Origin of the sequence: Janthinobacterium sp. UMAB-56, assembly GCF_900095265.1 — a bacterium.
GTDB lineage: Bacteria > Pseudomonadota > Gammaproteobacteria > Burkholderiales > Burkholderiaceae_D > Janthinobacterium.
Genome location: NZ_LT607652.1, coordinates 415,822 through 440,915 on the forward strand (window position 1 = coordinate 415,822; position 25,094 = coordinate 440,915).

20 protein-coding genes are annotated in these 25,094 nt (G+C 61.4%); 11 read left to right on the plus strand and 9 right to left on the minus strand.

Going from position 1 to position 25,094, the window contains the following annotated elements; genetic code table 11:
• Positions 1 to 308: 308 nt before the first annotated feature.
• The gene (locus K0F85_RS04970; RefSeq protein ID WP_219114804.1) at positions 309 to 698 is read left to right on the plus strand and encodes a GNAT family N-acetyltransferase; all 390 of its coding nucleotides are present in this window, start codon (positions 309 to 311) and stop codon (positions 696 to 698) included.
• A 74-nt stretch (positions 699 to 772) separates the two neighbouring features.
• On the opposite strand, the gene K0F85_RS04975 is transcribed toward K0F85_RS04970, so the two are convergent.
• Positions 773 to 3,175, minus strand: coding sequence for a TonB-dependent siderophore receptor (locus K0F85_RS04975; protein WP_219114805.1), 2,403 nt, complete (start codon positions 3,173 to 3,175; stop codon positions 773 to 775).
• A gap of 165 nt (positions 3,176 to 3,340) precedes the next feature.
• A complete protein-coding gene (locus K0F85_RS04980; protein ID WP_219114806.1) occupies positions 3,341 to 4,126 on the minus strand; it encodes a PhzF family phenazine biosynthesis protein in 786 nt (261 codons plus the stop codon).
• Between the two features lie 97 nt (positions 4,127 to 4,223).
• Between K0F85_RS04980 and K0F85_RS04985 the strand changes: the two genes are divergently transcribed.
• Together K0F85_RS04985 and K0F85_RS04990 are read left to right on the plus strand one after the other, a co-directional pair.
• Positions 4,224 to 7,364: an error-prone DNA polymerase gene (locus tag K0F85_RS04985; protein ID WP_219114807.1), complete on the plus strand. Its 3,141-nt coding sequence runs from the start codon at positions 4,224 to 4,226 to the stop codon at positions 7,362 to 7,364.
• Positions 7,365 to 7,403: 39 nt separating this feature from the next.
• The gene (locus K0F85_RS04990; RefSeq protein ID WP_257572529.1) at positions 7,404 to 7,877 is read left to right on the plus strand and encodes a GNAT family N-acetyltransferase; all 474 of its coding nucleotides are present in this window, start codon (positions 7,404 to 7,406) and stop codon (positions 7,875 to 7,877) included.
• Between the two features lie 69 nt (positions 7,878 to 7,946).
• Here the strand turns inward: K0F85_RS04990 and K0F85_RS04995 are convergent, their stop codons facing one another.
• Positions 7,947 to 9,356 carry an FAD-linked oxidase C-terminal domain-containing protein gene (locus K0F85_RS04995; protein WP_219114808.1) on the minus strand — a complete coding sequence of 470 codons (1,410 nt, stop codon included), beginning with the start codon at positions 9,354 to 9,356 and terminating at the stop codon, positions 7,947 to 7,949.
• Between the two features lie 184 nt (positions 9,357 to 9,540).
• On the opposite strand from K0F85_RS04995, the gene K0F85_RS05000 reads away from it, so the two are divergent.
• The 5 genes from K0F85_RS05000 (at position 9,541) to K0F85_RS05020 (ending at position 14,837) form a co-directional block, all read left to right on the plus strand.
• On the plus strand, positions 9,541 to 10,449 hold the full coding sequence (locus K0F85_RS05000; protein WP_219114809.1) for a ChaN family lipoprotein: 909 nt from the start codon (positions 9,541 to 9,543) through the stop codon (positions 10,447 to 10,449).
• 118 nt (positions 10,450 to 10,567) lie between these two features.
• The gene (gene exbB / locus K0F85_RS05005; protein ID WP_219114810.1) at positions 10,568 to 11,314 is read left to right on the plus strand and encodes a tonB-system energizer ExbB; all 747 of its coding nucleotides are present in this window, start codon (positions 10,568 to 10,570) and stop codon (positions 11,312 to 11,314) included.
• Positions 11,315 to 11,317: 3 nt separating this feature from the next.
• On the plus strand, positions 11,318 to 11,743 hold the full coding sequence (gene exbD / locus K0F85_RS05010; RefSeq protein ID WP_219114811.1) for a TonB system transport protein ExbD: 426 nt from the start codon (positions 11,318 to 11,320) through the stop codon (positions 11,741 to 11,743).
• Positions 11,740 to 12,531 (plus strand): energy transducer TonB, encoded by a 792-nt coding sequence (locus K0F85_RS05015; protein ID WP_219114812.1) that lies wholly within the window; start codon positions 11,740 to 11,742, stop codon positions 12,529 to 12,531. Before exbD ends, K0F85_RS05015 begins: the two co-directional genes overlap by 4 nt.
• Before the next feature lie 50 nt (positions 12,532 to 12,581).
• A complete protein-coding gene (locus K0F85_RS05020; RefSeq protein WP_219114813.1) occupies positions 12,582 to 14,837 on the plus strand; it encodes a TonB-dependent receptor domain-containing protein in 2,256 nt (751 codons plus the stop codon).
• Between the two features lie 30 nt (positions 14,838 to 14,867).
• Here K0F85_RS05020 and K0F85_RS05025 read toward each other — a convergent pair whose 3' ends face one another.
• Positions 14,868 to 15,275, minus strand: coding sequence for a PRC-barrel domain-containing protein (locus K0F85_RS05025; RefSeq protein ID WP_219114814.1), 408 nt, complete (start codon positions 15,273 to 15,275; stop codon positions 14,868 to 14,870).
• A 244-nt stretch (positions 15,276 to 15,519) separates the two neighbouring features.
• Here K0F85_RS05025 and K0F85_RS05030 point away from each other — a divergent pair, with 244 nt between their 5' ends.
• The 3 genes from K0F85_RS05030 (at position 15,520) to ftsB (ending at position 18,981) form a co-directional block, all read left to right on the plus strand.
• On the plus strand, positions 15,520 to 17,172 hold the full coding sequence (locus K0F85_RS05030) for a CTP synthase (RefSeq protein ID WP_219114815.1): 1,653 nt from the start codon (positions 15,520 to 15,522) through the stop codon (positions 17,170 to 17,172).
• Between the two features lie 140 nt (positions 17,173 to 17,312).
• A complete protein-coding gene (gene eno, locus K0F85_RS05035; RefSeq protein WP_070221437.1) occupies positions 17,313 to 18,596 on the plus strand; it encodes a phosphopyruvate hydratase in 1,284 nt (427 codons plus the stop codon).
• 61 nt (positions 18,597 to 18,657) lie between these two features.
• On the plus strand, positions 18,658 to 18,981 hold the full coding sequence (gene ftsB / locus K0F85_RS05040) for a cell division protein FtsB (protein ID WP_010400534.1): 324 nt from the start codon (positions 18,658 to 18,660) through the stop codon (positions 18,979 to 18,981).
• A 344-nt stretch (positions 18,982 to 19,325) separates the two neighbouring features.
• Here the strand turns inward: ftsB and K0F85_RS05045 are convergent, their stop codons facing one another.
• The 5 genes from K0F85_RS05045 to K0F85_RS05065 form a co-directional block, all read right to left on the minus strand.
• The gene (locus tag K0F85_RS05045; protein ID WP_219114816.1) at positions 19,326 to 19,604 is read right to left on the minus strand and encodes a hypothetical protein; all 279 of its coding nucleotides are present in this window, start codon (positions 19,602 to 19,604) and stop codon (positions 19,326 to 19,328) included.
• Positions 19,605 to 19,756: 152 nt separating this feature from the next.
• Complete coding sequence (locus K0F85_RS05050) at positions 19,757 to 20,887, minus strand: glycerophosphodiester phosphodiesterase (RefSeq protein ID WP_219114817.1); 1,131 nt, start codon at positions 20,885 to 20,887, stop codon at positions 19,757 to 19,759.
• Positions 20,887 to 23,313, minus strand: coding sequence for a TonB-dependent receptor (locus tag K0F85_RS05055; RefSeq protein ID WP_257572530.1), 2,427 nt, complete (start codon positions 23,311 to 23,313; stop codon positions 20,887 to 20,889). Before K0F85_RS05055 ends, K0F85_RS05050 begins: the two co-directional genes overlap by 1 nt.
• Before the next feature lie 140 nt (positions 23,314 to 23,453).
• Complete coding sequence (hslO, locus tag K0F85_RS05060) at positions 23,454 to 24,434, minus strand: Hsp33 family molecular chaperone HslO (RefSeq protein ID WP_219114818.1); 981 nt, start codon at positions 24,432 to 24,434, stop codon at positions 23,454 to 23,456.
• A gap of 4 nt (positions 24,435 to 24,438) precedes the next feature.
• Positions 24,439 to 24,963 carry a gamma carbonic anhydrase family protein gene (locus K0F85_RS05065; protein WP_219114819.1) on the minus strand — a complete coding sequence of 175 codons (525 nt, stop codon included), beginning with the start codon at positions 24,961 to 24,963 and terminating at the stop codon, positions 24,439 to 24,441.
• Positions 24,964 to 25,094: the final 131 nt, after the last annotated feature.

Consider the following 25,094-nt stretch of genomic DNA (forward strand, 5'->3'; position numbering starts at 1 on the left):
TGGACCAGGGCGGCAGGGCAGGCAGGGGGCACGTTCCCCCATGCAGCAGACGGATAAATGTGCGAGGCGATCAGCCTGGATAGCGCCGCTGCAAATGGGGCAATGGATTGAACTCTATTATCAATCACTCATTAAAGAGCGTCAGACGACATATGCGCCTTGCTCAAATGGCAGGTTTGGGTGTGCCGGGACGATACAATTCATGCTGGCAACGTTATACAGATAACGATGTTGTCGAAACGCTTAGTCCTTTCAATTTCGAAGCTAAGCATCGTTAATCAGAGAAGGTTGTGCCCATGCAGATTTCCATGAATGATGTGATCACTGAGCAAGAAGTGATAGCCATCTACAAGGCCAATCACTGGTCGTCCGCAGACAAGCCAAAAGAACTGATGGCCGCACTGCGCAATTCCCACAGCCTGGTGACGGCCCGCGCAGATGGAAAATTGATTGGTATCGGCAATGCCATTTCCGATGGATATCTGGTTGTCTACTTCCCGCACATGCTCGTCGATCCGATGGCGCAAGGCCAGGGCGTCGGCAGACGGATGATGGCGGCAATGCTTGAAAAATACGCGGGGTTTCACCAGCAAATGCTGACAGCAGATGGCAAGGCCATCGAGTTCTACCAATCCGTGGGCTTCGTGCGCGCCGGAAAAACAGAACCTATGTGGATCTATGCAGGCGATGAGCATTGAATGGTGATGCCGACATAAGAAACAGCGGCTGCCCATGCTGGCGCAGCCGCTGTTTCTTTAGGCGGACAGGGCGATCAGAATTTCACCCACAGGCGGCCGAAATACGAGGCGCCGTTCAGGCCGAATTGCACGCTGTCGTACTTGAAGCCGTTGTCCGTCTCGTCCGCATTTTGCGTGGTGGGCTTGACGTTGAAGATGTTGTTGCCGCCAAAGGTCAGCTTGGTATTTTTGTTGATGCTGTAGGTAAAGCTCAGGTCGGCCGAAGTCTTGGCAGCATAGCGGGCGTTCGGTACGCCTTCGGCCGTGCCGCTGAAGGTGCCCAGGGTTTGCGGGCCAAAGTAGATGATGCGCAAGTCCGATTCCAGCTTGCCCGTGATGTAGTCGAAGCCCAGCGTGGCTTTCGCGCGCGGGCCACCTTGTTCGATGAACAGGCGTTCGCGCTCGGACAGCAGCACATCTTCATAGCCTTTCAGCGAGTCAGGCGTCTTGACTTTCGTCACTTCCGTTTTGCTCAAATTCAAGGCTAGGAAGGTGTTCAGGCGGTTGCCGGCCAGTTCGCCCTTGTGCGAGGCCGTCAGGTCCAGCCCGCGCGTGCGCGTGTCGATGGAGTTGACGAAGAATTGCGCTTCCGTCACGCCCAACAGGGCCAGGCGCGCCGCCAGGTCCGGGTAATTGTCGGCATTGAAACGGCCCGACAGCACGATGCGGTCCTTGATCTTGATGTTGTACAGGTCGGCCGTGACGGAAATGGCTTGCGTCGGCGTCCAGGTGGTGCCAAACGTGAAGCTGGTGGATTTTTCCTCTTTCAACTTGGGGATGCCGGCCGCGTTGGCGACGGCGCCGCCGTTCGGCGCCAGCACCACATCGGTGGGCACGCCGCCGACGAAGTCGGTGAAGGTGGACGAGAAATACACTTGCTGCAAGGATGGCGCGCGGAAGCCCGTGCTGGCCGCGCCGCGCAGCAGCACGTTGGGCGCCACTTTATAGCTGGCGGCCAGCTTGCCTGTCACGGTGGAGCCGAAGTCGCTGAATTTTTCATAGCGCAGGGCCGCTTGCGTTTTAAAACGATCTGTCCAGTCCAGTTCCACGTCGCTGTAGGCGGCGATGCTGTGGCGTTTGGCCTTGGTGGTGTCGCTGGGTTGGAAGCCGGGGAAGCCCTGGCTGCGTCCATTGCCGCCCACGCCCACGCCATCGGCGTCGATGTAGGAGCCCGGCTCGCCGGCCATGATCTTGTATTGCTCGCTGCGGTATTCGGCGCCGAAGGCCACGTTCATGCCGCGCATCACCGTGTCGTAGTAACGGCTGAAATCGGCGTTGCTGGTCAGTTGCTGGAACGAGAAGCCGCCCGCATCATAGCTGCTGGCGCTGACGCCCTTGCCGCCGTTCATCAAGTCGAGGTTGGCGATCGAGGCATTCAAGGTATGGCTGATGTCGTAGCGCATCTTGTTGTAGCCATAGGTTTGCGAAAAGTCAGCATGCCATTCGCCGATCTGGCTGCGGTGGCCGATGGTGGCGTACTGGTCGTCGATCTTGCCGTTAATGAAAGGCACGAAACCGTCCGGGTACATGGCGGCCGAATTGCGTGACGGAATGTCGTCGCTGCCGATGCCGCCCCTGCCAAACGCGGCGCTCGATGCATCGCGCGTCTGCGCGCCGGCCGTGAAGTACAGTTTACCTGTGCTGCTGGTGGCGTAGTCGCCATTCACGTACAGGGTCTTGTTCTTGGCCTTGGTGTCGCCGATGATGCGCATGCTGTCCGCGTCGGCCCGGTTCGAGCGGCCCCGGTTCAGGTATTCGCCCGTGATGGCCAGGGTGCCCTTGTCGCCCAGCGCGATGCCGCAATAGGCGGAGGTCAGGTAATTCTTGCCGTCGCCTGCGGAATACTGGCTGTAGCCGGCCACGGCTTCGCAACCCAGGCTTTTCTTCAGTTCGATGTCGATGACGCCGGCAATGGCGTCCGAGCCGTACTGGGCGGCGGCGCCGTCGCGCAGCACTTGCACGTTTTTGATCGCCAGCAAAGGAATTGCATTCATGTCCGTGCCCGTGTTGCCGCGGTTGCGCGCGCCGAACAGGTTGACCAGGGCCGTCGTGTGGCGCCGCTTGCCATTTACCAGTACCAGGGTCTGGTCGGAGCCGAGACCGCGCAGGGCGGCTGAATCGACCAGGTCGGCCCCGTCGGCGCCCGTCTGGCGCGTGGAGTTGAACGAGGGCGAGATGTATTGCAGTGATTGCGCCAGGTCAAACTGGCCGCCCTGCTCGGCCACCCGTGAAATAGGAATGATATCGACCGGCACCATGGTGTCGGTGGCGGAACTGGCGACCCGGCGCGAGCCGACCACGCTGACCGTTTGCACGGGACCTTCCGTGGCAGCTGCGTCGCTACTCTGGGCCATGGCGGCGGGACTGAAGGCGGCCAGGGCGGTGCTGCCGTACAGGCTGATGAGGATGGCTTTACGCAAGGTGGTGAGGGTCGGCACGCAGTATCTCCAAGTGGTATTGTGACTTGATTCTAGTGCCATCATTTCAGCATTCACCAGCGATACTTTGTTTTGTTATTACAAATCTGCTGTAACTGTTGTTTCCTGGTTGATTATCTTTTCGCCGCTGCCGGGCTTGCCTTGTACTGGTGCAGCATGCCCCGTTCAGGTGCTGCGTTGCACCAAGCCGCCCACCCAGATTGTCTGCGCGCTGTATTGCACCTCGATCACGCACGGTTGCTGCGTCACGTGACCCTGATGCAGACGCAGCGACTGTTGTCGGTGCGCTGACAGCGCGCCCGCCGCCACACCGGTGGCGCTGTCTTCCAGCGCCGGATCAAGGTGGTTGAAGTTGCGCCCTTCGTACTCGTGCTCGCCCGTGCGGCAATACGCATAGCAGCCGCTGATTTTATGTAAAGCGCTCCAGTCGGCGATCAGTTCCAGGTTCGGCCGCAGTGCGCGCAGGGTGGTGCGGTCTAGCACCTCCAGCAGCAGCTTCGGGCTGCCGACGGAGGCAATCACGGGCGGCGAGGCCAGGTGCATATGCTGGCCCATCAGTTCCGACGGAATATACTTTTCCACCATGACGGCTGGCGCCGGCTGCGGCGCCAAGCCGATGAATATCCCTTCCGCGCGGCGCACCAACTGCAAGGCTTGCCCGCGCATGGCGGTGGTCACCGTCAAGGTTGCCGGGGCGCCAGGCGCCGTCAGCAGCACATGCGCGGCCGCCAGCGTGGCATGCAGGCACAGGGGGCTGCGCGTGTGCGGATAAAAATAGTCGAGCACGATGCTGCCGTCCGCTTGCCGGTCGAGGAAGACGCAGGCGCTGATCTGGCGTGCGCGGGCGAATTGCTGGCGCGCCGTTTCGCTGCCGTGGTCGTTTTCCACCACCAGCGCCGCATTGCCGCCACCGGGGGCGGCGCCGAAACATTTTAATAAGTGGTCGATCATGGCGGTCGAGGAAAAAGGTAAGACACCAGCATAAACGATAAGCCGTCTCCCAGATAAGTATAATATACTGTGTTTATATACAGTATTGAGGTGGATCATGTGGGGCGCAGTCTTACCCGAGTATGCTGAGTTGTACTGCTTGAGCAATTTCAGTTTTTTGCATGGGGCTTCGCATGCGGAAGAGCTGGTGGCGCGCTCCGTGCAGCTCGGTTATCAGGCGCTGGCCATCACCGACGAGTGTTCGCTGGCGGGCGTGGTGCGTGCCCATGCGACGGCCAAGCGGGCCGGTTTTCCCCTGATTATTGGCGCGCATTTTCATTTGACGCAGGCCGACGGCAGTCCGGCCCTGTCCTTGCTGGCGCTGGTGCAAGACCGCGATGGTTACGGCAACTTGTCGGAACTGATCACCATGGCGCGCACGCGGGCGGCCAAGGGGCGTTATTTGCTGACGCCCGACGATTTTGTCGCGCCCTCGCCCGAGTTTGCCCATTTGCAGGGCTTGCCCGGCTGCCTGATGATCTTGCTGCCCGGCTATCCGGCGCAGCCCGAAATGCTGCGCACGCAGGGTGCGTGGATGGCGTCCACCTTTGGCCGCGAGCGCAGCTGGATGGGCCTGAATTTGCTGCAGCGGGCGCAGGATGACAGCCACCGCCTTGTGGTGCAGGCGGCGGCGCAAACGCTGGACTTGCCCGTGGTGGCCATCGGCCATGTGTGCATGCACGTGCGTTCGCGCAAGCCTTTGCTCGACACCCTGTGCGCGATACGCGTGGGCAAACCCGTGGGCGAATGCGGCTATGCGCTGGCGCAAAACGCCGAGCAGCATCTGCGCGCGCGCCTGCGCCTGGCCAATGTGTATCCGCCGCAGGCGCTGGCGGAAACCCTGCGCATCGCCAGGATGTGCGACTTTTCCCTCGATAGCCTGCGCTACGACTACCCCGACGAGCTGGTGCCGCACGGCCACACGCCGGCGAGCTATTTGCGCGAGGAAACGTATGCGGGCGCGCGCGTGCGCTTTCCGCTCGGTATCCCCGCCAATGTGCAGCAGCAGATCGAGCACGAGCTGGCGCTGATTGCGGAACTTTCTTACGAGCCGTATTTCCTGACCGTCTACGACATCGTGCGCTTTGCCCGTTCGCAAAACATTTTGTGCCAGGGCAGGGGCTCGGCCGCCAATTCGGCCGTCTGCTATTGCCTGCACATCACGGAAGTGGACCCGGCGCGCGGCAATTGCCTGGTCGAGCGCTTCATGTCGCGCGAGCGCAACGAGCCGCCCGACATCGACGTCGATTTCGAGCATCAGCGGCGCGAAGAAGTGATTCAATATATCTACGGCAAATATGGCCGCGAGCGGGCCGCGCTGGCGGCCGTGGTGATCAGCTACCGGCCGAAGAGCGCCTTGCGCGACAGCGGCAGGGCGCTGGGGATCGACCTGGCCATCGTGGAAAAAGTGGCCAAGGCGCATCGCTGGTTCGATGGCAAGCGCGATTTATTGAGCCGCCTGGCCGAATGCGGGCTCGACCCGGAGGCGGCATTGTCGCAGCAGTGGGCCGGTCTGGCGCAGCAGCTGCTGGGCTTTCCCCGCCATTTGTCGCAGCATCCGGGCGGCTTTGTGATTGCGCAAGGAAAATTGTCGCGCCTGGTGCCGATTGAAAACGCCAGCATGGCCGAGCGCAGCGTCATCGAATGGGACAAGAACGACCTTGAAGAGCTGGGCTTGATGAAGGTCGACGTGCTGGCGCTGGGCATGCTGTCGGCCCTGCGCCGCGCCCTGGAATTGGTGAGTGCGCGGCGCGGCGAGCAATTCCGGATGCAGGATATTCCCGCCGAAGACCCCGCCACCTACGACATGATGTGCCAGGCCGATACCATCGGCGTGTTCCAGATCGAGTCGCGCGCGCAGATGAGCATGCTGCCGCGCCTGCGCCCCCGTGAATTCTACGACCTCGTCATCGAAGTGGCGCTGGTGCGCCCCGGCCCCATCCAGGGCGGCATGGTGCATCCGTATCTGCAGCGGCGCCAGAAAAAGGAGGCGGTCGACTATCCGAAGGGCCTGGAAAAGGCGCTGGGACGTACCCTGGGCATCCCGATTTTCCAGGAACAGGTGATGCAGGTGGCCATCATCGCGGCCGATTTCACGCCTGGCGAAGCGGACCAGTTGCGGCGCGCCATGGCGGCCTGGAAACGCAAGGGCGGCATGAACAATTACCATGACCGCATCGTCGATGCCATGGTGGACAATGGCTATGAGAAAGAATTTTCCGAGGCCATCTTCAGCCAGATCGAGGGCTTTGGCGAATACGGTTTTCCCGAGTCGCACGCGGCCAGCTTCGCCCTGTTGACGTACGCCAGTTCCTGGCTGAAATGCCACGAACCGGCCGCCTTCCTGTGCGCCTTGCTGAACAGCCAGCCCATGGGCTTTTACAGTCCTTCGCAACTGGTGCAGGATGCTCGCCGGCATGGCGTGCAAGTGCTGCCCGTCGACGTTGCCGTCAGCGGCTGGGAAGCGGCATTGGAAGAAGGGCAGGGCGAAGGGCCAGCCGTGCGCCTGGGCTTGAACAGCCTGTTCGGCATGCGTGCCGAGGCGGCGCTACGCATCGAGGATGCGCGCGCCATCGCCGCCTTTGTCGACGTGGCCGACCTGGCCCGGCGTGGCGGCCTGGATCGTCATGACTTGCAGGTGCTCGCTGCCGGCAATGCGCTGCACGCGCTGGCCGGCCACCGGCGCGAGGCGCTATGGCAGGCGGCCGGCGCCGTGCCCGACCGAGACTTGTTGCGCGCCACCACGCAAGAGGAAGACTGGCCCGTGCTGGCTGCGCCGACGGAAGGCGAGAGCATCGTCAGCGACTATCGCGCGCAAGGCCTGACCCTGGGCCGCCACCCCCTGGCGCTGTTGCGCAAGCAATTGCTGGAACAGCGTTTCCTGCCCGCCGCCACGCTGGCCAGCTACACGGATGGCCAGCTGGCGCGCGCCTGCGGCATCGTCACCGTGCGCCAGCGCCCGGGCACGGCCAAGGGCGTCGTCTTCATGACACTGGAAGATGAGACGGGCACGGTCAACGTCATCGTCTGGCCCGACCTGGTGGAAAGCCAGCGACGCGAAGTGCTGAGCGCGCCGCTGCTGGGCGTGTACGGCGTGTGGCAGCGCGAAGGCATCGTGCGCAACCTGGTGGCCAAGCGCCTGGTCGATATGTCGCATTTACTGGGACGCTTGCGGACCAGCAGCCGCGATTTTTGCTGAGAGTTGCCGGCGGGGAGGAGGGCATGGCATTATTTGAATATGACAACATTACCCGAACCGACACTGCGTCCCGCCCTGGTCGCCGACGCGCCCGCCATCGTCGCCCTGATCGACGACTTGATGCCTTTTTTGACCCTGCACCCCGATGGCGCGGGGGCGGAAAAGTTCATCGAACATTGCCGCCAGCCGGCCATCGAAGGCTATCTGTCGCTGCCCAATTACGCCTACCAGCTCGCGCATATCGACGGCGAACTGGCCGGCGTGGTGGCCATGCGCGACAACACGCATCTGTTCCACATGTTCGTGCCGCGCGCCCTGCACCGGCGCGGCATGGCGCGCCGTTTGTGGCAGGCAGCCCGCCAGGCGTCGTTGGCCAAAGGCGATGTGACGGCATTTACCGTCAATTCCTCGGCCTACGCCTTGCCCCTGTATGAAAGCCTGGGCTTTGTCGCTACGGGACCGAAGGTGGAGACGGGCGGCATCGCGTTTGTGCCGATGCGCATGGAGCTGTAAAAATAACCCCGAGGCCAAAGCCGGGGTTAGACCCGGCGGGTCTGACCCCAGTTTTTGCTTGCGGCCTGATTACCAGCGCACGATCTTGCCCGGATTCATGAGGTTCTTCGGGTCCAGCGCATGTTTCAGGGCGCGCATGGTGTCGATGGCGCCCTCGCCATGTTCTTCCACCAGGAAGGCCATCTTGTGCATGCCCACGCCGTGCTCGCCCGTGCATGTGCCATCCATGCCGATGGCGCGCGTGACCATGTCGCTGTTGACCTTTTCCGCGCGGGCCATGTCGGCTGCATCGTCGGGGTCGACCAACATCTGTACGTGGAAATTGCCGTCACCGACGTGGCCGATGATGGCGTAGACCAGTCCCTGCGCCTCGCAATCGGCCTTGGTGGCCAGGATGCATTCGGCCAGGCGTGAAATGGGCACGCAGCAATCGGTGGAAATGGCGCGGCTGCCGGGACGCATCTGCAGCAGGGCGAAATACGCGTTGTGGCGCGCAGCCCACAGGCGTGAACGGTCTTCGGGGCGGCTGGCCCATTCGAAATCGCTGGCGCCGTGCTCTGCCGTGATGGCTTGCACCAACTGCGCCTGTTCGGCCACGCTGGCCGGCGAGCCGTGGAATTCAAACAGCAGCAAGGGTTTTTCCGGCAGCGCCATCTTGTCGTAGGCGTTAATGGCCTTGACGCCGTTTTCATCGAGAAACTCGACACGCGCCACGGGCACGTCCATCTGGATGGTCTGGATCACGGCGCTGACGGCTTCGCCCGTGCCGGGAAATGAGCACACGGCGGCCGAAATCGCTTCGGGCAGCGGGTACAGTTTCACCGTCACTTCCGTGATGATGCCCAACGTTCCCTCGCTACCGACGAACAAGCGCGTCAAGTCGTAGCCGGCCGAGGATTTTTTCGCCCTGGTCCCCGTCTTGATGATGCGGCCATCGGCCGTCACCACCGTCAGGGCCAGCACGTTTTCGCGCATGGTGCCGTAGCGCACGGCGTTCGTGCCCGAGGCGCGCGTGGCGGCCATGCCGCCCAGCGACGCATTGGCGCCCGGGTCGATGGGGAAGAACAGGCCCGTGTCGCGGATTTCTTCATTGAGCTGCTTGCGCGTCACACCCGCCTGCACGGTGGCCGTCAAGTCTTCAGCATGCACGGCCACCATCTGATTCATTTGCGACAGATCAATCGTCACGCCGCCATGCAGGGCCAACACGTGGCCTTCGAGCGAGGTGCCACTGCCATAGGCGATGATGGGTACGTCGTGCGCGCTGCACAGCTTGACGGCCGCCGCTACTTCCTCGGTGGAATGGGCGAAGATGACGGCGTCCGGTAACATGGGGGGATAGCTCGACTCGTCGCGGCCATGGTGTTCGCGCATGGCTTGCGTCATGGAAAAGCGGTCGGCAAAAATCAGGGAAAGTACGGCAGCAAGGGATGCGGGCAGCGGTTTTTTCAGTACCGCCAACTGGTCAGTTTGATTCACGCGAGTTCTCCGTTTTTTTTATTCTACTCCGCGCCCGGGGATTTCACCGAAGCAGCACATTGTTTTTTGCCAGTTGTAAAAAAATCTGCATGGTGTGTCGTTCATTGATTGTAAATGAGAATCATTTCCATTAAAATGCCCGCCTGAGTGTTTTTGCAACAGTGTTGACCCGAAAGGCCCTGCCATGAAATTTCCCCTGTCCCTCGCCGCCGTCCTGCCCGCCTGCGTGCTGGCCCTGAGCGCGTGCAGCAGCGTCGCACCGCTGGCCACCACGACCGCGGCGACTGCTTCTGCGCAAGACGTGCGCCAGCTGGGCGAGATCGTCGACCTGCGCAGCGGCCAGCGCGTGACTGCCGAGCAATTGCTGGCCCAGCTGGCTGGCGCGCCGCGCGTCATCGTGGGCGAGCAGCATGACCAGCTCAGCCATCACCAGATCGAGCATTGGCTGCTGTTGCAACTGCAGGGCCAGCGTCCGCAAGGCAGCGTGCTGCTGGAAATGCTGAATCCGGACCAGCAAGCCAGGGTGGACAAGGTCAAGCCTTGGCTGCAGACGGACCCCGTCGTGCGCCCCGAGCACGTGGCCGAGCTGCTGGCCTGGCAGCCAAGCTGGAAATGGGAGCAGTATGGCGAGCTGGTGATGACCGCGATGCGCGCGCCATACCCGGTCTGGTCGGCCAACCTGGACCGCAGCGAAATCAAGCAACTATTTATTGACCAGCCTGCCGTACAGGGCAAGCATTCCAACCTGGCCAACGATGGCAAGGTGCATGACAAATTGAAAGACATTATCCGCGTCATGCATGACAACCAGATCGACGCGCCGCGCCTGGCCGCCATGCTGTCGGTGCAGCAGCAGCGCGACCGCCGCATGGCCGAGCGCCTGCTGGCCGCGCCCGCGCCAGCCTTGCTGATCGCCGGTGCCTACCATGTGCACAAGGACCTGGGCGTGCCGCTGCACGTGCAGGACTTGACGGGCGGCCCCGCGCCGCTGGTGCTGGTGCTGGCGCAGCGCGGCGCGACGGTACTGGCGCCGCAGGCGGACTTCGTCTGGTACACGCCGTTTGCGGCACCCGCCATCGCCAGCGCAAGGTAAGGCGTTTCACCTCTTCCCCAGCAAGCTTCTTCGCAGCAGCCAGGTAGTTCGTCCGATTTATTTTGCATGCGCGTGCGCGCCGTTGGCGCAGCCATGCCTGTTACCTGTTGAAGCTTCCATGTCTATCCCTTGTGTCAAAGCCGCACTTTGCGGTGTCGTTCTTTCCTTGTTCCATGCCACGGCGCAAGCGTCCGCGCTGCCGCACGACATGTCGCCGCTGGGCATGTTTTTCGCCGCTGACCAGGTCGTGAAAAGCGTGCTCATCGGCTTGTTGATCGCCGCGCTGGCCACCTGGGTGGTCTTGCTGGTGAAGGGCGCCAGCTTGCTGCAAGCGCGTCGCGCGGCGGCGCAAGCCGTCGCCGTGCTGAAGACGGCCACGTCCTTGCCGGACGCGGCAGTCCAGAGCGGGGCGTCATTGCTGGCGCAACGGTTGCTCGATGATGTGCAGCAGGAACTGAACTTGTCGCACGCGAATGCACCGGCGGCGGCCTTGAAGGAGCGGGCAGGTTTTCGCCAGGAGCAGTTCATTGCGCACGAGGTGCGCGCCATGACGCAAGGTATCGGCCTGCTCGCCAGCATCGGCGCCGTGGCGCCGTTTGTTGGCCTGTTCGGCACCGTGTGGGGCATCATGAACAGTTTCATCGGCATCGCCGCCAGCCAGAGCACGAACCTGGCCACCGTCGCGCCGGGCATCGCGGAAGCCTTGCTGGCGACGGCGCTGGGCCTGGTGGCGGCGATTCCCGCCGTCGTCATTTATAACGTGCTCAGCCGTGGCATCAACCAGTACAAGGCGCAGCTGCGCGCCGCTTCGGCGCAAGTGCTGCTGATGCTGAGCCGCGAGCTCGACACGCGCAAGCAGGCCTGAGCCATGGCTTCCCTGTTTCCTGCGCCGGACGACGACACGGCCGACATGCCGGAGCTCTGCGAGATCAATGTCACGCCCTTCATCGACGTGATGCTGGTGCTGTTGATCATCTTCATGGTGGTATCGCCGCTGGCTACCGTCGACTTGAAAATCGACTTGCCGGCCGCCACGGCCCAGCCCGAACCGCGTCCCGACAAGCCCCTGTTTGTTTCCCTGAAGGCGGACCGCAGCCTGTATCTGGGCCTCACTCCCGTGGCGCGCGAGCAACTGGGCCGCCAGCTCGATGCCGAGACGGGCGGTGACCGCCAGCGCACCCTGTTTTTCCAGGCTGACAAGCAAGCCGCCTATGAAGACGTACTGGGCGTGATGGATGCCTTGCGCCAGGCCGGCTACCTGAAAGTGGGCCTGGTCGGACGGGAGGCTGGGTGAAAGGGCTGGACACGCTGGCGCTGCGTCCGATATTGAGCTGGGGCATCGCCACGTCGTTGGTGGTGGCCATGGTGCTGGCGCTGCTGCTGTGGTCCAGCTGGCATGGCGTGGCCGTGGCGCCCGCCAATCCGGAGGCCAGTGTGATGGTGGTGTTTGCCGCGCAAGCCATGTCGCCGGAAACACAGGTCGCGCACGTCGTGGGCGCGCGCCAGTCGGCAGCGTCCAGCGCCGCCCGCCCGCCAAGGAGCACGAACCGGCAGGAAGCGCTGCCCGTGCTGGCGCCAGCCGCCGCGCCGGACATCATCGCAGGGGAAAAAGAGACGCAGGCAGGAACCAGTCCGTCGCCTGACTCGGGCAAGGATGCCGCCAAGGAAGCCTCATTGCCCGCGCAGGCCAGCAGCAGCGCCACGCCGGCGCCGGCTGCCATGCGCGGGCCGCAGGCGGCGCCCTTGAATAGCGACACACCGTCCGCCAGCGCGGCGCCGGCCAATTGGCAAAGCCGCGTACTTGCTCACCTGGCCCGTTTCAAGCGCTATCCGGGCGACGCGCGCCAGCGCAAGCGGGCTGGCGCCGCCTGGGTGCGCTTCCAGCTGGACCGCGACGGCCAATTGCTGGCCGCTGAGTTGATCACCTCGTCGGGCACGGTGCTGCTCGACCGCGAAGCCTTGCAAGTGCTTGAGCGCGCGCAACCGTTGCCGGTCCCGCCCGACAGTGTTTTACACCAGGGCACGGTGACCGTCACCTTGCCCGTCTCGTTCAAGCTGGAGCCGGGACAGGACAAGGTATGAGGATACCGCTTGTCCTCATTAAAAATTTAACCATAACAAATCGAGGGTGTATGCATATCAAGACAATGGCACGTGCCGTGGGCGTTTGCATGGCGTTGCTGGCGCAGCAGGCCGTAGCTCAGGAAAATACCGCTGGCAGGGTCGCGTTTTCGCCGCTGAATGTATCGGGCGAAACGCTTCCCGTGGAACAGCAGGCGCTGGAAAAACCGGGCGCCGTCAGCGCGCGCGGCGCGGACACGCGCTTGCAACCCGTCGACCAGATCCTGCGCGGCATGCCGGGCACGTTTACCCAGATCGATCCTGCGCAAGGCGCCGTCAGCGTGAATATCCGTGGCCTGTCCGGCTTTGGCCGGGTCAACACCATGATCGATGGCGTGACGCAAAATTACTATGGCAGCGCTCCGTCGGAAGTGGCGCATGGGAGTGTGCCCAGCAGCCAGTTCGGCGCCCTGATCGATCCGAACTTCATCATCGGCGTGGACGTGTCGCGCGGCAATGCCATGGGCAGCGACGGCGTCAATGCGCTGGGTGGCAGCAGTAACTTCCGCACCATCGGTGTCGATGACGTGGTGTTCGCGGGTGACAAGGTGGGCGCGCGCACGAAGATGTCCGCCGGTAGCAATGGCGTGGGACGCAGCGCCATGCTGGCCGTGGGCATGAAAAACCCCGCCTTCGATGGCGGCAGCGTGGGTTTCATGGCGGCCACCAGCGCGAGCGTGACCGGCAACAACTACAAGAACGGCAAGGGCACGGACAGCGAGCAATTCGGCTTTGGCTACAACCGTTTTTATCAACAGAAACCGAAGTCGCAATTGCTCAAGCTGGACCTCAAATTGAGCGACTTCCATGCGCTGGAACTGTCGGCGCGCGATTACCGCAATACGTTTACGCGCCGTGATATCCAGAGCGATGATTACTACGTAAAATATCACTACACGCCGTTTTCGGAATTGATCGACCTCAATGTGGTCGCCAGCCGCAGCCGTGGCAGGCAGAAATACATGCCGGAAGCCTTGATCAACTTCGTCAACACGAGCATGGTCAACCGTGCCGACGCCTTCGATATCAATAACACCAGCAGTTTCAAGCTGGCCGGCGGTGACGTGCTGCTGACCGTGGGCGGCAAGCTGATGCGCAATCAGTACAGCAAGCACGTGGAAAGCCTCGTCGATGATCCCGACAATCCGGACGCCAAGCAGCAATCGATTGAAAATAATACCTTTGGCCCCGCCGGCAAGCAAACGATCGACAGCCTGTATGCGGGCCTGCAGTACAACCGTGGCATGTATCAGCTCAATGCGGGCTTGAACACCACGCGTTTCGAGCTGACGGGCTACAAGCCGGCCTGCGACGAGCGCGTGAAATGCTTCCCGCAAGGGGCGGCGCATATCGCGCTGAAGGAGCATGGCATCAACCCTTCGCTGCTCGTTTCCGCGCAAGTGAGGCCGTGGTTCCAGCCGTTTGCCAGTGCCGAGCGCACCATGCGCGGCCCGAATCCGCAGGAAGTGTTTTTCTCGAATGACGGCGGGGCGTCGATGAACCCCTTCCTGAAGGGCGAGAAAGCGACGACTTATCAGCTGGGCTTTAATTCCAGCCTGCACGGTCTGCTGAGCGCCAACGATGCGCTGCACTTCAAGGCGCTGTATTTCAAGAGCAAGATCGACGGCTATATCACCAGTCAGTCTTTCCTCGTCTGCGATAAGGGGCGCAAGTGCAATATGTCGGAAGTGATCGCCACGGACTGGGAAACCGTCGACGAGTACGTGACGAATATGTATATCTACATCAACTCCACCGCCCCCGTGCACACGCGCGGCTGGGAACTGGAAGCGCAGTACCAGCTGGGGCCGGCGTATGCGCGCCTGTCGTACACGCGTGAAAAGAGCAGCCAGCCGACCTCGATCGCCAGCGCGTGGTTTGGCGCCTCCGACATCAGCGAATTGCCCAGCACCTACTACAACCTCGACGTGGGCACGCGCCTGCTGGACAATAAAATGGAGATCGGCGCCATCGTCAAGCACACGGGTGCTAACCGACGCCTGTCGCCGGACAACGAAGCCGATGAAGTGACGGGTGAAGTGAGGAAGGTGGACAATCCGAAGATCCCGGCCGTGATCGACCTGTACGCCAGTTACCAGGTGACGAAAAACCTGTTCCTGCGCCTGTCGGTGCAAAACGCCATGGACAAGAATTACTCGGAAGCATTGAACCGCTTGAATTCGATGCCGTCGCAGTCGAACGACAATACGCCGATGAGTACGGCGAGAGGGCGGACATATGTGGCGGGGCTGGAGTACCGCTTTTAAAGCAGACCCCAGCCCCGTGCTTTGGCTTAATTAATACTCGCGTGGGGTTGTACCATAATAACTATGGATGGAATTGGCCCACGTGGTATCGGCCATGTTCGGCCAGTTATCGGTGTCGAAGCCGGGCGCGTTCTCGATGCGCTCCTTGTCGACGTTGAGGGTGAAGCGCTTGTTGACCGTGTCGAGCAGCAGCGCTTCCCAGGGCACGGCGAACAGCTTTTCACCGATGGTAAACACACCGCCGTGCGACATGACGGCGTAGGCGATTTTTCCGCTGCGCATGTCGATCATGATTTCCTTGATCTCGCCCAGATGTTCATCGTTGGCGTTGTGCACATGGTCGCCGATCAGGGTGTCGGCGCCCATCAGTTCAGGGCCTGGACCTTTGTGGCCGCGGTTGACATACATGCCGTAGGCGTCGCGTTCTTCGTAGCTCATGATGTACCTCCTGTTAAAAATGCCAGTCTGCCGTCTGGGCGCGGCAGGGTCTGTTCGCTCACCCACACAACATATGGAATTGGAAATATTTCAATTATTCTCATTGCGCGTTTGTTGTGCGTAGGCAGCAGGAAGGGGCGGGATAGTCGGTATTTGGCGCAAATTTCCGCGTGCGGGGAGCGACGCAGACGGGCTTTAGTGTATAATTTCAATTTCCCGCACGTGCCGTTCGGCACCATCTGCAATGACCAAATTTGTCTTCGTCACTGGTGGCGTTGTGTCTTCCCTTGGAAAAGGGATTGCCGCCGCCTCCCTCGCCGCGATCCTCGAATCGCGCGGCCTTAAAGTCACCATGCTCAAGCTCGACCCGTATATCAACGTCGATCCTGGCACGATGAGCCCTATGCAGCACGGTGAAGTATTCGTTACCGATGACGGGGCCGAAACCGACCTCGACCTCGGTCACTACGAGCGCTTCATCTCCACCCGCATGAAAAAGGTGAATAACTTCACCACTGGCCAGATCTATGAATCGGTGATCCGCAAGGAACGCCGGGGTGAATATCTGGGCAAGACCGTGCAGGTGATTCCGCATATTACCAATGAAATCCAGGATTACATCCGCCGTGGCGCCGAAGGCTACGACGTGGCCCTGTGCGAAATCGGCGGCACCGTCGGCGATATCGAATCGCTGCCCTTCCTGGAAGCGGCGCGTCAGCTGAGCCTGCGCGCCGGCCGCAAGAACACGGCCTTCGTCCATCTGACCCTGGTGCCTTATATCGCCTCGGCCGGTGAACTGAAGACCAAGCCGACCCAGCACTCGGTGCAAAAGCTGCGCGAAATCGGCATCATGCCGAATGCGCTGCTGTGCCGCGCCGACCGCGCCATTCCGGAAGACGAACGCGCGAAAATCTCGCTGTTCTCGAATATCGAAGAGCAGGCCGTCATTTCCGTATGGGACGTCGACACCATCTACAAAGTGCCGCAAATGCTGCACGACCAGGGCCTCGACAAGATCATCTGCGACGCGCTGGACCTCGATCCTGCACCGGCCGACCTGTCGATCTGGAGCAAGCTGATCTACACGATGGAGCACCCGAAGGCGGAAGTGACCGTCGGCATGGTCGGCAAGTATGTCGAGCTGACCGAGTCGTACAAGTCGCTGATCGAAGCGCTGCGCCACGCCGGCATCCACACGGAAAGCCGCGTCAACATCGAGTACATCGATTCGGAAGAAATCGAAACGACGGGTTGCGACAACCTGGCCAAGTACGATGCCATCCTGGTACCGGGCGGCTTCGGCAAGCGCGGCGTGGAAGGCAAGATTAAGGCCGCCCAGTTCGCCCGTGAGCACAAGATCCCTTACCTGGGCATCTGCCTGGGCATGCAAGTGGCCCTGATCGAATACGCGCGCAACAAGGCAGGCATGCCGAACGCGAATTCGACCGAGTTCGACCTTGATACGGATCAACCTGTCGTTGCTTTGATCAATGAGTGGCAAAACCACGATGGTAAAGTCGAGTTGCGCGATGAAAACTCGGACCTGGGCGGTACCATGCGCCTGGGCGCGCAAACCTGCGCCGTCAATCCGGGCACCCTCGCTGCCGAGATCTACGGCAGCGTGGTGACCGAGCGTCACCGCCATCGCTACGAAGCCAATAATCACTACTTGGCCCGTGTTGAAGCGGCTGGCCTGATCGTCTCGGCCCGCACGCCGAGCGAAGATTTGTGCGAAATCATGGAATTGCCACGCACGGGTGAAAATTCCCACCCATGGTATATGGGCGTGCAATACCATCCTGAGTTCAAGTCGACGCCACGCACCGGCCATCCTTTGTTTACCTCGTTCATCAAGGCAGCGCTGGCGCACAAAGAAGCCAACGCCGCTGCGGAATAAGGCGGTCGATTGCGACAGTATTACCCGTAAGACAGCTCCCGGCCAGATCGTTCCCGCCGGGAGTTTCTTTGCCCCCTTTGTGCAATTGCGCATCAGAACGCAGTGTGCAGCCCCTGTTACGCTTAACTTTGGAGAATGACATGAGTGCTATTGTTGATATTATCGGTCGCGAGATCCTGGACTCGCGCGGCAACCCGACCGTCGAATGCGATGTGTTGCTGGAATCGGGCGTGATGGGCCGTGCCGCCGTGCCGTCGGGTGCCTCGACCGGTTCGCGCGAAGCCGTGGAATTGCGCGATGGCGACGCCAAGCGCTACTTCGGCAAGGGCGTGCTGCAAGCATGCGAAAACATCAATACCGAAATCTCCGAAGCCATCATGGGCCTGGACGCCAATGAACAGGCTTTCCTCGATCGTACCCTGATCGACCTGGACGGCACGGAAAACAAATCGCGCCTGGGCGCCAACGCCATCCTGGCCGTCTCGATGGCCGTCGCCAAGGCTGCCGCTGAAGAAGCGGGCTTGCCGCTGTACCGCTATTTCGGCGGTTCGGGCGCCATGCAGATGCCAGTGCCGATGATGAACGTCATCAACGGCGGCGCACACGCCGACAACAACCTGGACATCCAGGAATTCATGATCATTCCCGTGGGCGCGCCATCGTTCAAGGAAGCGGTCCGCTACGGCGCGGAAGTATTCCACACGCTGAAAAAGATCCTGCACAAGAAGGGCCTGAATACCAACGTGGGCGACGAAGGCGGTTTCGCGCCATCGCTGGCCAACCATGAAGAAGCCATCAAGCTGATCATCCAGGCTATCGAAGAAGCGGGCTACGAGCCAGGCACGCAGATCGCCATCGGCCTCGATTGCGCCGCGTCCGAGTTCTACAAGAACGGCAAGTACGAAATGGAAGGCGAAGGCCTGAGCCTGACGGCCACCGAGTTCACCAACCTGCTGGCGACCTGGTGCGACAAGTACCCGATCATCTCGATCGAAGACGCGATGCATGAAGGCGACTGGGACGGCTGGGCGATCCTCACACAGGAACTGGGCAAGAAAGTGCAACTGGTCGGCGACGACCTGTATGTCACCAACACCAAGATCCTGAAAGAAGGCATCTCGAAAGGCATCGCCAACTCGATCCTGATCAAGATCAACCAGATCGGCACCCTGACGGAAACCTTCGCCGCCATCGAAATGGCCAAGCGCGCCGGCTATACGGCCGTCATTTCGCACCGCTCGGGCGAAACGGAAGACTCGACCATCGCCGATATCGCCGTGGCCACGAACGCCCTGCAGATCAAGACCGGCTCGATGTCGCGTTCGGACCGCATGGCCAAGTACAACCAGCTGCTGCGCATCGAAGAAGACCTGGGCGATATCGCCAGCTACCCTGGCCGCGATGCGTTCTATAATCTGAAGTAAGCTGATGTAAAACCCACTGGCCGGCCGGAGATATCCGGCCGGTTTTTTAACTGAATGCCCCATGCGCCTGATTACGCTCGCCCTGGCAGCACTGCTGCTGTTGATCCAATTTCCCCTCTGGCTGGGTAAAGGCGGCTGGCTGCGTGTTGCCGACATGGAAGCCCAAGTGGCGGTGGCCAACAAGAAGAACGTGGAATTGAAGGCGCGCAACGCCAAGCTCGAATCCGAAGTGCGCGACCTGAAAGATGGTACGGGCGCCGTCGAAGAGCGTGCCCGCTATGAACTGGGCATGGTCAAACAGAATGAGATTTTCGTGCAGATCGTGCGCAAGGGGCAAACCCCGCCACTGCTGGAAACGCCGGTGGACGCTGCTGCGCCACACTGAGTACTAACTACTTCCCGCTTGCCAGCCTGGACCGATTGCCAGGCTGACCTATCACATTGCTACCTTGCTACCTTGTATTGCTGCACATGACTGGCCGCATGGCGCGGCGCGGTGTTACTGCCTTGCTGCTTGCTGATCAGAAACGGGCCTTGCCGGTCGTGATCAGGTAGAAATGGATGCCGGTGACCACGACGGCCACGCTCACCAGTACGGTTTCGAGAAATATCATATAAAAATCCTTGTTGGTAAATAGTTATCTTAAAAAAACGTCCAGGGCCAGGCGACTAGCCGAAGACAGTACGAACGTACGGCAAGGCGCAGGCAGCGCCGCCCTGGGCGTTTTTTTAGCCGCGCGACGCCAGGAAGCGCAGTTCCGAGGCCAAGTTCGGCATCAGCTTTTCGTAGCGGTTCGCTTCCGAGTTCAGCAGGGCGAAATCGTGCTTGCTTGGGCGCACATAGCGTGTGTCATCGGTGCTGCTGGTGGCGCTGGCGATGACTTCCTTTTGCGCCAGTTCGCTGTACGGCTTGGAAGCGAGCAGGGCGCCCAGGAAGGCGCGCGTGGCGCGGCCCAGGTTGCTGAAATAGTTGTCGTCGTTACTGTAGGTGTTGGTAAAAGTGGACATATGCCCTCCATGAATGGTCTGTTGTTGCATTGCACAATAATGGAGTTTGCGATATGCGTCCAATTCCAAATTCCAATTTCAGAAATTCAAGAAACGCATAATAAGGGCGTAGCCGACGGCCACGCCCTGAAATTAAAGTTGTTACGAAATGTTTATCCGGCGGCGATGCGTCCCAAACCCGGATCATCGCTGAAAAAGCCGTCCAGTCCCGTTTCGATGTAACGTCGCATTTCCGCCACCGAGCCGGCTTCGTTGCGCGCATTCTCACCATTGCCATCGCGGAAATCGGCCGCCAGGAAACGGTTTTCCGGGCGGAAGGTCCAGGTGTGCAACAGCAAACCCGCCTGGTGTGCATCGTCGACGATGCTGCTCGGCGCCGCCAGGCGCTGGTCGGCGCCCAGCGGGATGACGCCACGCGTGGGCGGCGCCACCACGTCCGCATAGGCGGCGATGTCGCGCAGGCCGGCCGGCGTCGTCATGTGCCCGAAGGTCAGCTTGCCACCGGCCTTGGCCACGTCCATGGGGCGGAGGTCGCCGCCCACCACCAGCTGCATCAGGCGCACATTGGCGCGCCGTCCCAGCTTCTCGCGCAAGTACTGCAGGTTCGCCACCTCGAAGGACTGGATTTCGATCGGTGCGCGGCGCGTATATTCGTGCGCCAGCATGGTCGACAGGAAACGGTCTTCCAGCGCCAGTCCCGCATCGCGGAAATAGGTGGAACTTTTCAGCTCCGGCACGAGGCCGATGATGCGTCCGCTGGCGGCCGATTGCGCCGCAACAAAATCGATGATTTCTTCCCAGGTGGGGATCTGGAATTGTCCATCGTACAAGGTGTTGCCGGTGCGTACTTTCGGCAACCGTTCGATGGCGCGCAGCGTCTTCAGTTCCGCCAGGGTGAAGTCGTCGACGAACCAGCCCTCGTGCCATTCGCCATCGACCATCTTCTTGCCGCGCCGGCTGGCAAATTCGGGCCGGCGCGCCACGTCGGTGGTGTCGATCAGATTGCTTTCGTGGCGCGCCACGAGGATGCCGTCGCGCGTGGCGACCAGGTCCGGCTCCACGTAGTCGGCGCCATCGAGGATGGCCTTGGCATACGCCGCCAGCGTATGCTCTGGACGCAGGGCGCTGGCGCCACGGTGGGCGAATACCAGCGGGCGGGCCGGTGGTGTAGCCAGCAGGCCGGCGGCAAAGCCGGGGGCCGCCGCCAGGGCCAGGCCGCCGACGGCAGCCTGGACGAAGTTGCGGCGCGAAAAGTGACGCCGGGGCAAAGCGGGGGCGCGCATCAGAAGTCCGCCGTCAGGGTCAGGAAGCCCTGGCGCGGGGCGATGGGGAAGGTGTTGTAGGTCTTGTCGGCGGCGCCCACCACCACGTTCAGCGAACCTGCGCGGTTGGCCAGGTTGCTGACGTTCAAGCGCCAGCGCGGGTTTTTCAGCCAGCTGGCCATGGCAGGCAGTTTGCCCGACACCCCCAGGCCCATCAGGAAATAGCTGGAAACCGACAGATCGTTGGTGTACGTCGCGTAGCGCTTGCCCACATAGTCTCCCGTCAGCTGGACTTCGATATCGCCCACCGTGGCCGAGGCCACGAACTTGTTCAGCCATTCAGGCGAGCCCGGTACGTTCTTGCCCGCCGTCAATACCAGCGCGGCGCCATTGTTGTAATTGTCCGCATACTGCGAGCGGTTGTACGACAGGGCATTGTAGAACGAGAAATTGTTGCCGAAGTGAACGGTACCCGCGATATCGATGCCGTCCGTGCGCACGCTGCCCACATTGGCCAGCACGGGATTGCCGCCGATGATGGAGGAAATCACCGGCGTCGGGCTGATCTGCAGCAAGCGGTTGCTGAAATCGACGTGGTACACATTGACCTGGCCATCGATGGCCGTGATGGCACCGAGGTTCAGTGCATGGCTGCCGCGCACGCCCACTTCATAGGTGAGCGCCGTTTCCGGCTTGGCCTCGCGCTTGAACAGGTCGAAGGCGGCCTGGCTCGACAAGCTCCATGGCGAAGCGCCGCCGCCGCCATAGGTGACGAACTGGCGCATGTTTTTCTGGATATTGAAGTACAGCTGGTCTTGCGGCGAGAAGTCCCAGCGCGCGCCCACCTGTGGCAAGAACCATTTTTTCGTGTTGATGGTGCCAACCGGCAAGGCCGTCGAACCACCGGAAATGGCGCCCTTGGCCGGCTGCACGGGGAATTGGCCATCGGCAAACTGCAGGCTGGACTTGAAGCCGGCCTGCAGGGCGATATCGGGACGGATGCGCCATTCATCCTGCAAATGCAGCTGTACCACCTTGTTGTCGATCTCGCTGCCGTACTGCGTAATCAAAGGATTGCCGGGGCGGTCGTATGGCGAAGTCGGCTTGTTGACGTCCAGCGCATACCAGCGGCGATAGGCGGACGAGCGGTTCTGTTCCAGCCACAGGCCCGCTTCGAGCTGGTGCTCGCCCATTTCCTTGCGCAATGTGGAAATGAAGCCACCGCGCTTGATGTCGTATTCCGTCGTGCGCACGGCGTAGCCCGAGTTGCCGAACACCTGCTTCAGATTCTGGTTCGGGTAGTACACGCTGAACAGGCCAGGCAAGCCGGCCACGCCGATGGGGCCAGCGACCACGCCGACGCCGTCATCCTTGTGGTAATACACCTGGTTGGCCCAGTTCGTGCCTTCGGACAGCTTGGCGTCGAACTTGGCGTAGGCCAGGTAATCGGTGCGCTGTGCATCGCTGTAGTAATTGCGGTAATTGTTGCCGTCGGCGGCAGGCGTGGCGCCCGTCGGCGACAGGTAATTGAGGGCCGCCTTGAAGTCCGGGTACAGGAAGGGGCGCGTGTACGGCGCGCTCGTTTCGCCTTTCACGTGCACGGTGCTGTCTTCGTTCGGCTCGATCTTGTCCGAGTAATTGAAGAACAGGGTCAGCTTGCCTGCCTCGCTGCGGTTGACGTATTTGGCGTTGAACTGGTCGCCGCCCTGGCGCGCATCGAAATCCCAAGCGCGCGCTTCGTGGTGCAGGATGGAAAAATAGGCGCTGCTGCCATCGCCGAAGGCGCCCGTGTCGTAGCGGGCAAACGTGCGCGAGGTGCGGTGGCTGCCCACGGTTTGCTGCAGGCTGGCCCCTTGCGTGGCCAGCGGATCGCTGGAATAGGTTTCGATGGTGCCACCGAGGTTGCTGGTCGAGGCCGTGGCCAAGTCGCCCGCGCCCGAGGACAGCACGACGCTGCGCACGTTTTCACTGATCACGGCGCGCTGCGGCGACAGGCCGTTGTAGTTGCCGTACTGCTGGTCACCGAGCGGCACGCCATCCATGGTGTAGCCCAGTTGCTGGCCCGAAAAACCGTGCACGAACAGCGACAGATTCTGTTCGTTGTTGCCCCACGGGTCGGCCGTCTGGAAGCTGACGCCAGGCAGGGTTTGCAGGGCCTTCAGGGGATTCGTGCCGGGCAGGATTTTCTGGATCTCATTCTTGCTCAGGGCGACCGAAGAACGCGTCTTGCGCGAGGAAATCTCCACGGTGGTCATGGGGGCATTGTCGTCGGCAGCAGGGGCGGCTGCGGCAGCCATGTCGGTGGCGGCGGACGCCACGGCGGACGCCACGGCGGCTGCCACGGCAGTTTGGGCCAGCGCCGGCAGGGAGAGACCTGCGGCGCAAGCGCCCAGCAAAACATGAAAGGAATGGCGGCGCAGGGCCAGCGTCAAGTGGGGTTTCATCATCAGCCTGTGGAAAATATTGGAAGTAATACAAGCTGCGCAGCGTAACGGCGGCGCGTGACGGGCTGATGACGAACTGATGACGGGAAGATGACAGCAGAAACAATGGCGCCGCCTGAGGGGCGGCGCGCGGAGTATTACAATTAGTTAATGCTTGTTGCGGGTGGAATCAAGAGTTCGGCTGGCGCATCCGTGATGAACAGCTGCGCGCAATCGACCTTGTCGAATGCATAGTGCTGGCCGCAGAAATCGCAGTTCACGCCCACCTGGCCCACTTCGTCGAGCGTGCTGTTGACTTCTTCCTCACCCAGCATCTTGAGCATATTGCCGACTTTTTCGCGCGTGCAGCTGCAATGGAAGCTCGGGTGCAGCGGCTCGAAGACGCGGATCGTTTCTTCCCAGAACAGTCGCTGCATCAGGGTCTCGATGTCGGTCGACAGGATTTCCGCCTCTTTCAGTGTCGACGCCAGCATCACGGCGCGGTTCCAGGTGTCGAGTGCGTCCTCTTCCGAGATGGGCGTCGCTTCAGCCTTGCCGCCATGGTGGGGCAGCTTTTGCAGCAGCAGGCCGCGCGAGACGGTGTCGTCCGTGGCCAGCCACAGACGCGTGTCGAGCTGTTCCGAGCGCAACATGTAGTTTTCGATCACGGTGGCCATGTCGTCGCCGTCCAGTGGCACGATGCCCTGGTATGGTTGCTGGCCCGGCACCTTGTCGGCCGGGTCCAGGGTGATGATGAAGCGGCCCTTGCCCGTGGCGTTGAGCAATTGTGGCACGGTGGCGATTTCGGCGATGGTGGCGTCCGGGTCCAGCTTGGCCGTGGCGCGCAGGCGCAGGTCGGAGTCGCACTCGACCACCATCAGACGCACGGGACCGTCACCATGGATTTGCATGATGATGGAGCCATTGAATTTCAGGTTGGCCGACAGCAGGGCGGCAGCGGCCACCATTTCGCCCAGCACTTTTTTCACGGCCGTCGGATAGGCGTGACGCGACACCACTTCCTGCCAGGTGCCCGAAACGTCGATGAACTGGCCGCGCACGGCGGCGTTGTCGAAAATAAATTTTTGCAGGGTATCCTGGCCGGTAAGGGCTGCGCCGACGGCGCCCGTGGTTTCAGTCGTCATTCTTTTATCCTATCTTCTTGAGTTGCGTATTAAATAGCTGGCCGCGTTGCACATAGGTCACGGCGTTGCCTTGTAGCTTGGTGATATCGTCTGCTGTCAGGGCCCGCACGGCTTTCGCCGGTGAACCGAGGATCAGCATATTGTCGGGAAATTCCTTGCCTTCCGTGACCAGGGCGCCCGCGCCGACCAGGCATCCCTTGCCGATCTTCGCGCCATTCAGGATCACGGCCTGGATACCGATCAGGGCGCCATCGCCAATCGTGCATCCATGCAACATCGCCTGGTGGCCGATGGTGACGTTCTGGCCGATGTCCAGCGGGTAGCCCGGGTCCGTGTGCAATACGGCGCCTTCCTGCACATTGCTGTTGGCGCCCACGGTGATGCGTTCATTGTCGCCGCGTAGGGTGGCGCCAAACCAGACGGAGGTATTCGCTTCCAGCGTTACCTTGCCGATCACGTTGGCCGTGTCGGCAACAAAAGCGGAAGCGTCAATCTGTGGCGCATCGGCGCCCAATTGGTAGAGTGTCATCGTTAGCCTGTGGCGGTGGTGGAAGCGCCGGGCGGGGCCGGACGCGGAAGTTTTGCTTGGCTTACCTGCTATATACGCTATTTTACGCTGTTGCAGGGCAAGTCCTGGCGCTGAGCGCCAATCCGGTATAA

What these genes read in the sequence shown, in the direction of transcription:
- K0F85_RS04985 (WP_219114807.1), top strand. Translation starts at nt 4,224, where the DNA reads ATGTGGGGCGCAGTCTTACCCGAGTATGCTGAGTTGTACTGCTTGAGC.
- ftsB (WP_010400534.1), top strand. Translation starts at nt 18,658, where the DNA reads ATGCGCCTGATTACGCTCGCCCTGGCAGCACTGCTGCTGTTGATCCAA.
- exbB (WP_219114810.1), top strand. Translation starts at nt 10,568, where the DNA reads ATGTCTATCCCTTGTGTCAAAGCCGCACTTTGCGGTGTCGTTCTTTCC.
- K0F85_RS05020 (WP_219114813.1), top strand. Translation starts at nt 12,582, where the DNA reads ATGCATATCAAGACAATGGCACGTGCCGTGGGCGTTTGCATGGCGTTG.
- eno (WP_070221437.1), top strand. Translation starts at nt 17,313, where the DNA reads ATGAGTGCTATTGTTGATATTATCGGTCGCGAGATCCTGGACTCGCGC.
- hslO (WP_219114818.1), bottom strand. Translation starts at nt 24,434, where the DNA reads ATGACGACTGAAACCACGGGCGCCGTCGGCGCAGCCCTTACCGGCCAG.
- K0F85_RS05045 (WP_219114816.1), bottom strand. Translation starts at nt 19,604, where the DNA reads ATGTCCACTTTTACCAACACCTACAGTAACGACGACAACTATTTCAGC.
- K0F85_RS04970 (WP_219114804.1), top strand. Translation starts at nt 309, where the DNA reads ATGAATGATGTGATCACTGAGCAAGAAGTGATAGCCATCTACAAGGCC.
- K0F85_RS05065 (WP_219114819.1), bottom strand. Translation starts at nt 24,963, where the DNA reads ATGACACTCTACCAATTGGGCGCCGATGCGCCACAGATTGACGCTTCC.
- K0F85_RS05025 (WP_219114814.1), bottom strand. Translation starts at nt 15,275, where the DNA reads ATGAGCTACGAAGAACGCGACGCCTACGGCATGTATGTCAACCGCGGC.
- K0F85_RS05050 (WP_219114817.1), bottom strand. Translation starts at nt 20,887, where the DNA reads ATGCGCGCCCCCGCTTTGCCCCGGCGTCACTTTTCGCGCCGCAACTTC.
- K0F85_RS05055 (WP_257572530.1), bottom strand. Translation starts at nt 23,313, where the DNA reads ATGATGAAACCCCACTTGACGCTGGCCCTGCGCCGCCATTCCTTTCAT.
- K0F85_RS05000 (WP_219114809.1), top strand. Translation starts at nt 9,541, where the DNA reads ATGAAATTTCCCCTGTCCCTCGCCGCCGTCCTGCCCGCCTGCGTGCTG.
- K0F85_RS04990 (WP_257572529.1), top strand. Translation starts at nt 7,404, where the DNA reads ATGACAACATTACCCGAACCGACACTGCGTCCCGCCCTGGTCGCCGAC.
- K0F85_RS05030 (WP_219114815.1), top strand. Translation starts at nt 15,520, where the DNA reads ATGACCAAATTTGTCTTCGTCACTGGTGGCGTTGTGTCTTCCCTTGGA.
- K0F85_RS04980 (WP_219114806.1), bottom strand. Translation starts at nt 4,126, where the DNA reads ATGATCGACCACTTATTAAAATGTTTCGGCGCCGCCCCCGGTGGCGGC.
- exbD (WP_219114811.1), top strand. Translation starts at nt 11,318, where the DNA reads ATGGCTTCCCTGTTTCCTGCGCCGGACGACGACACGGCCGACATGCCG.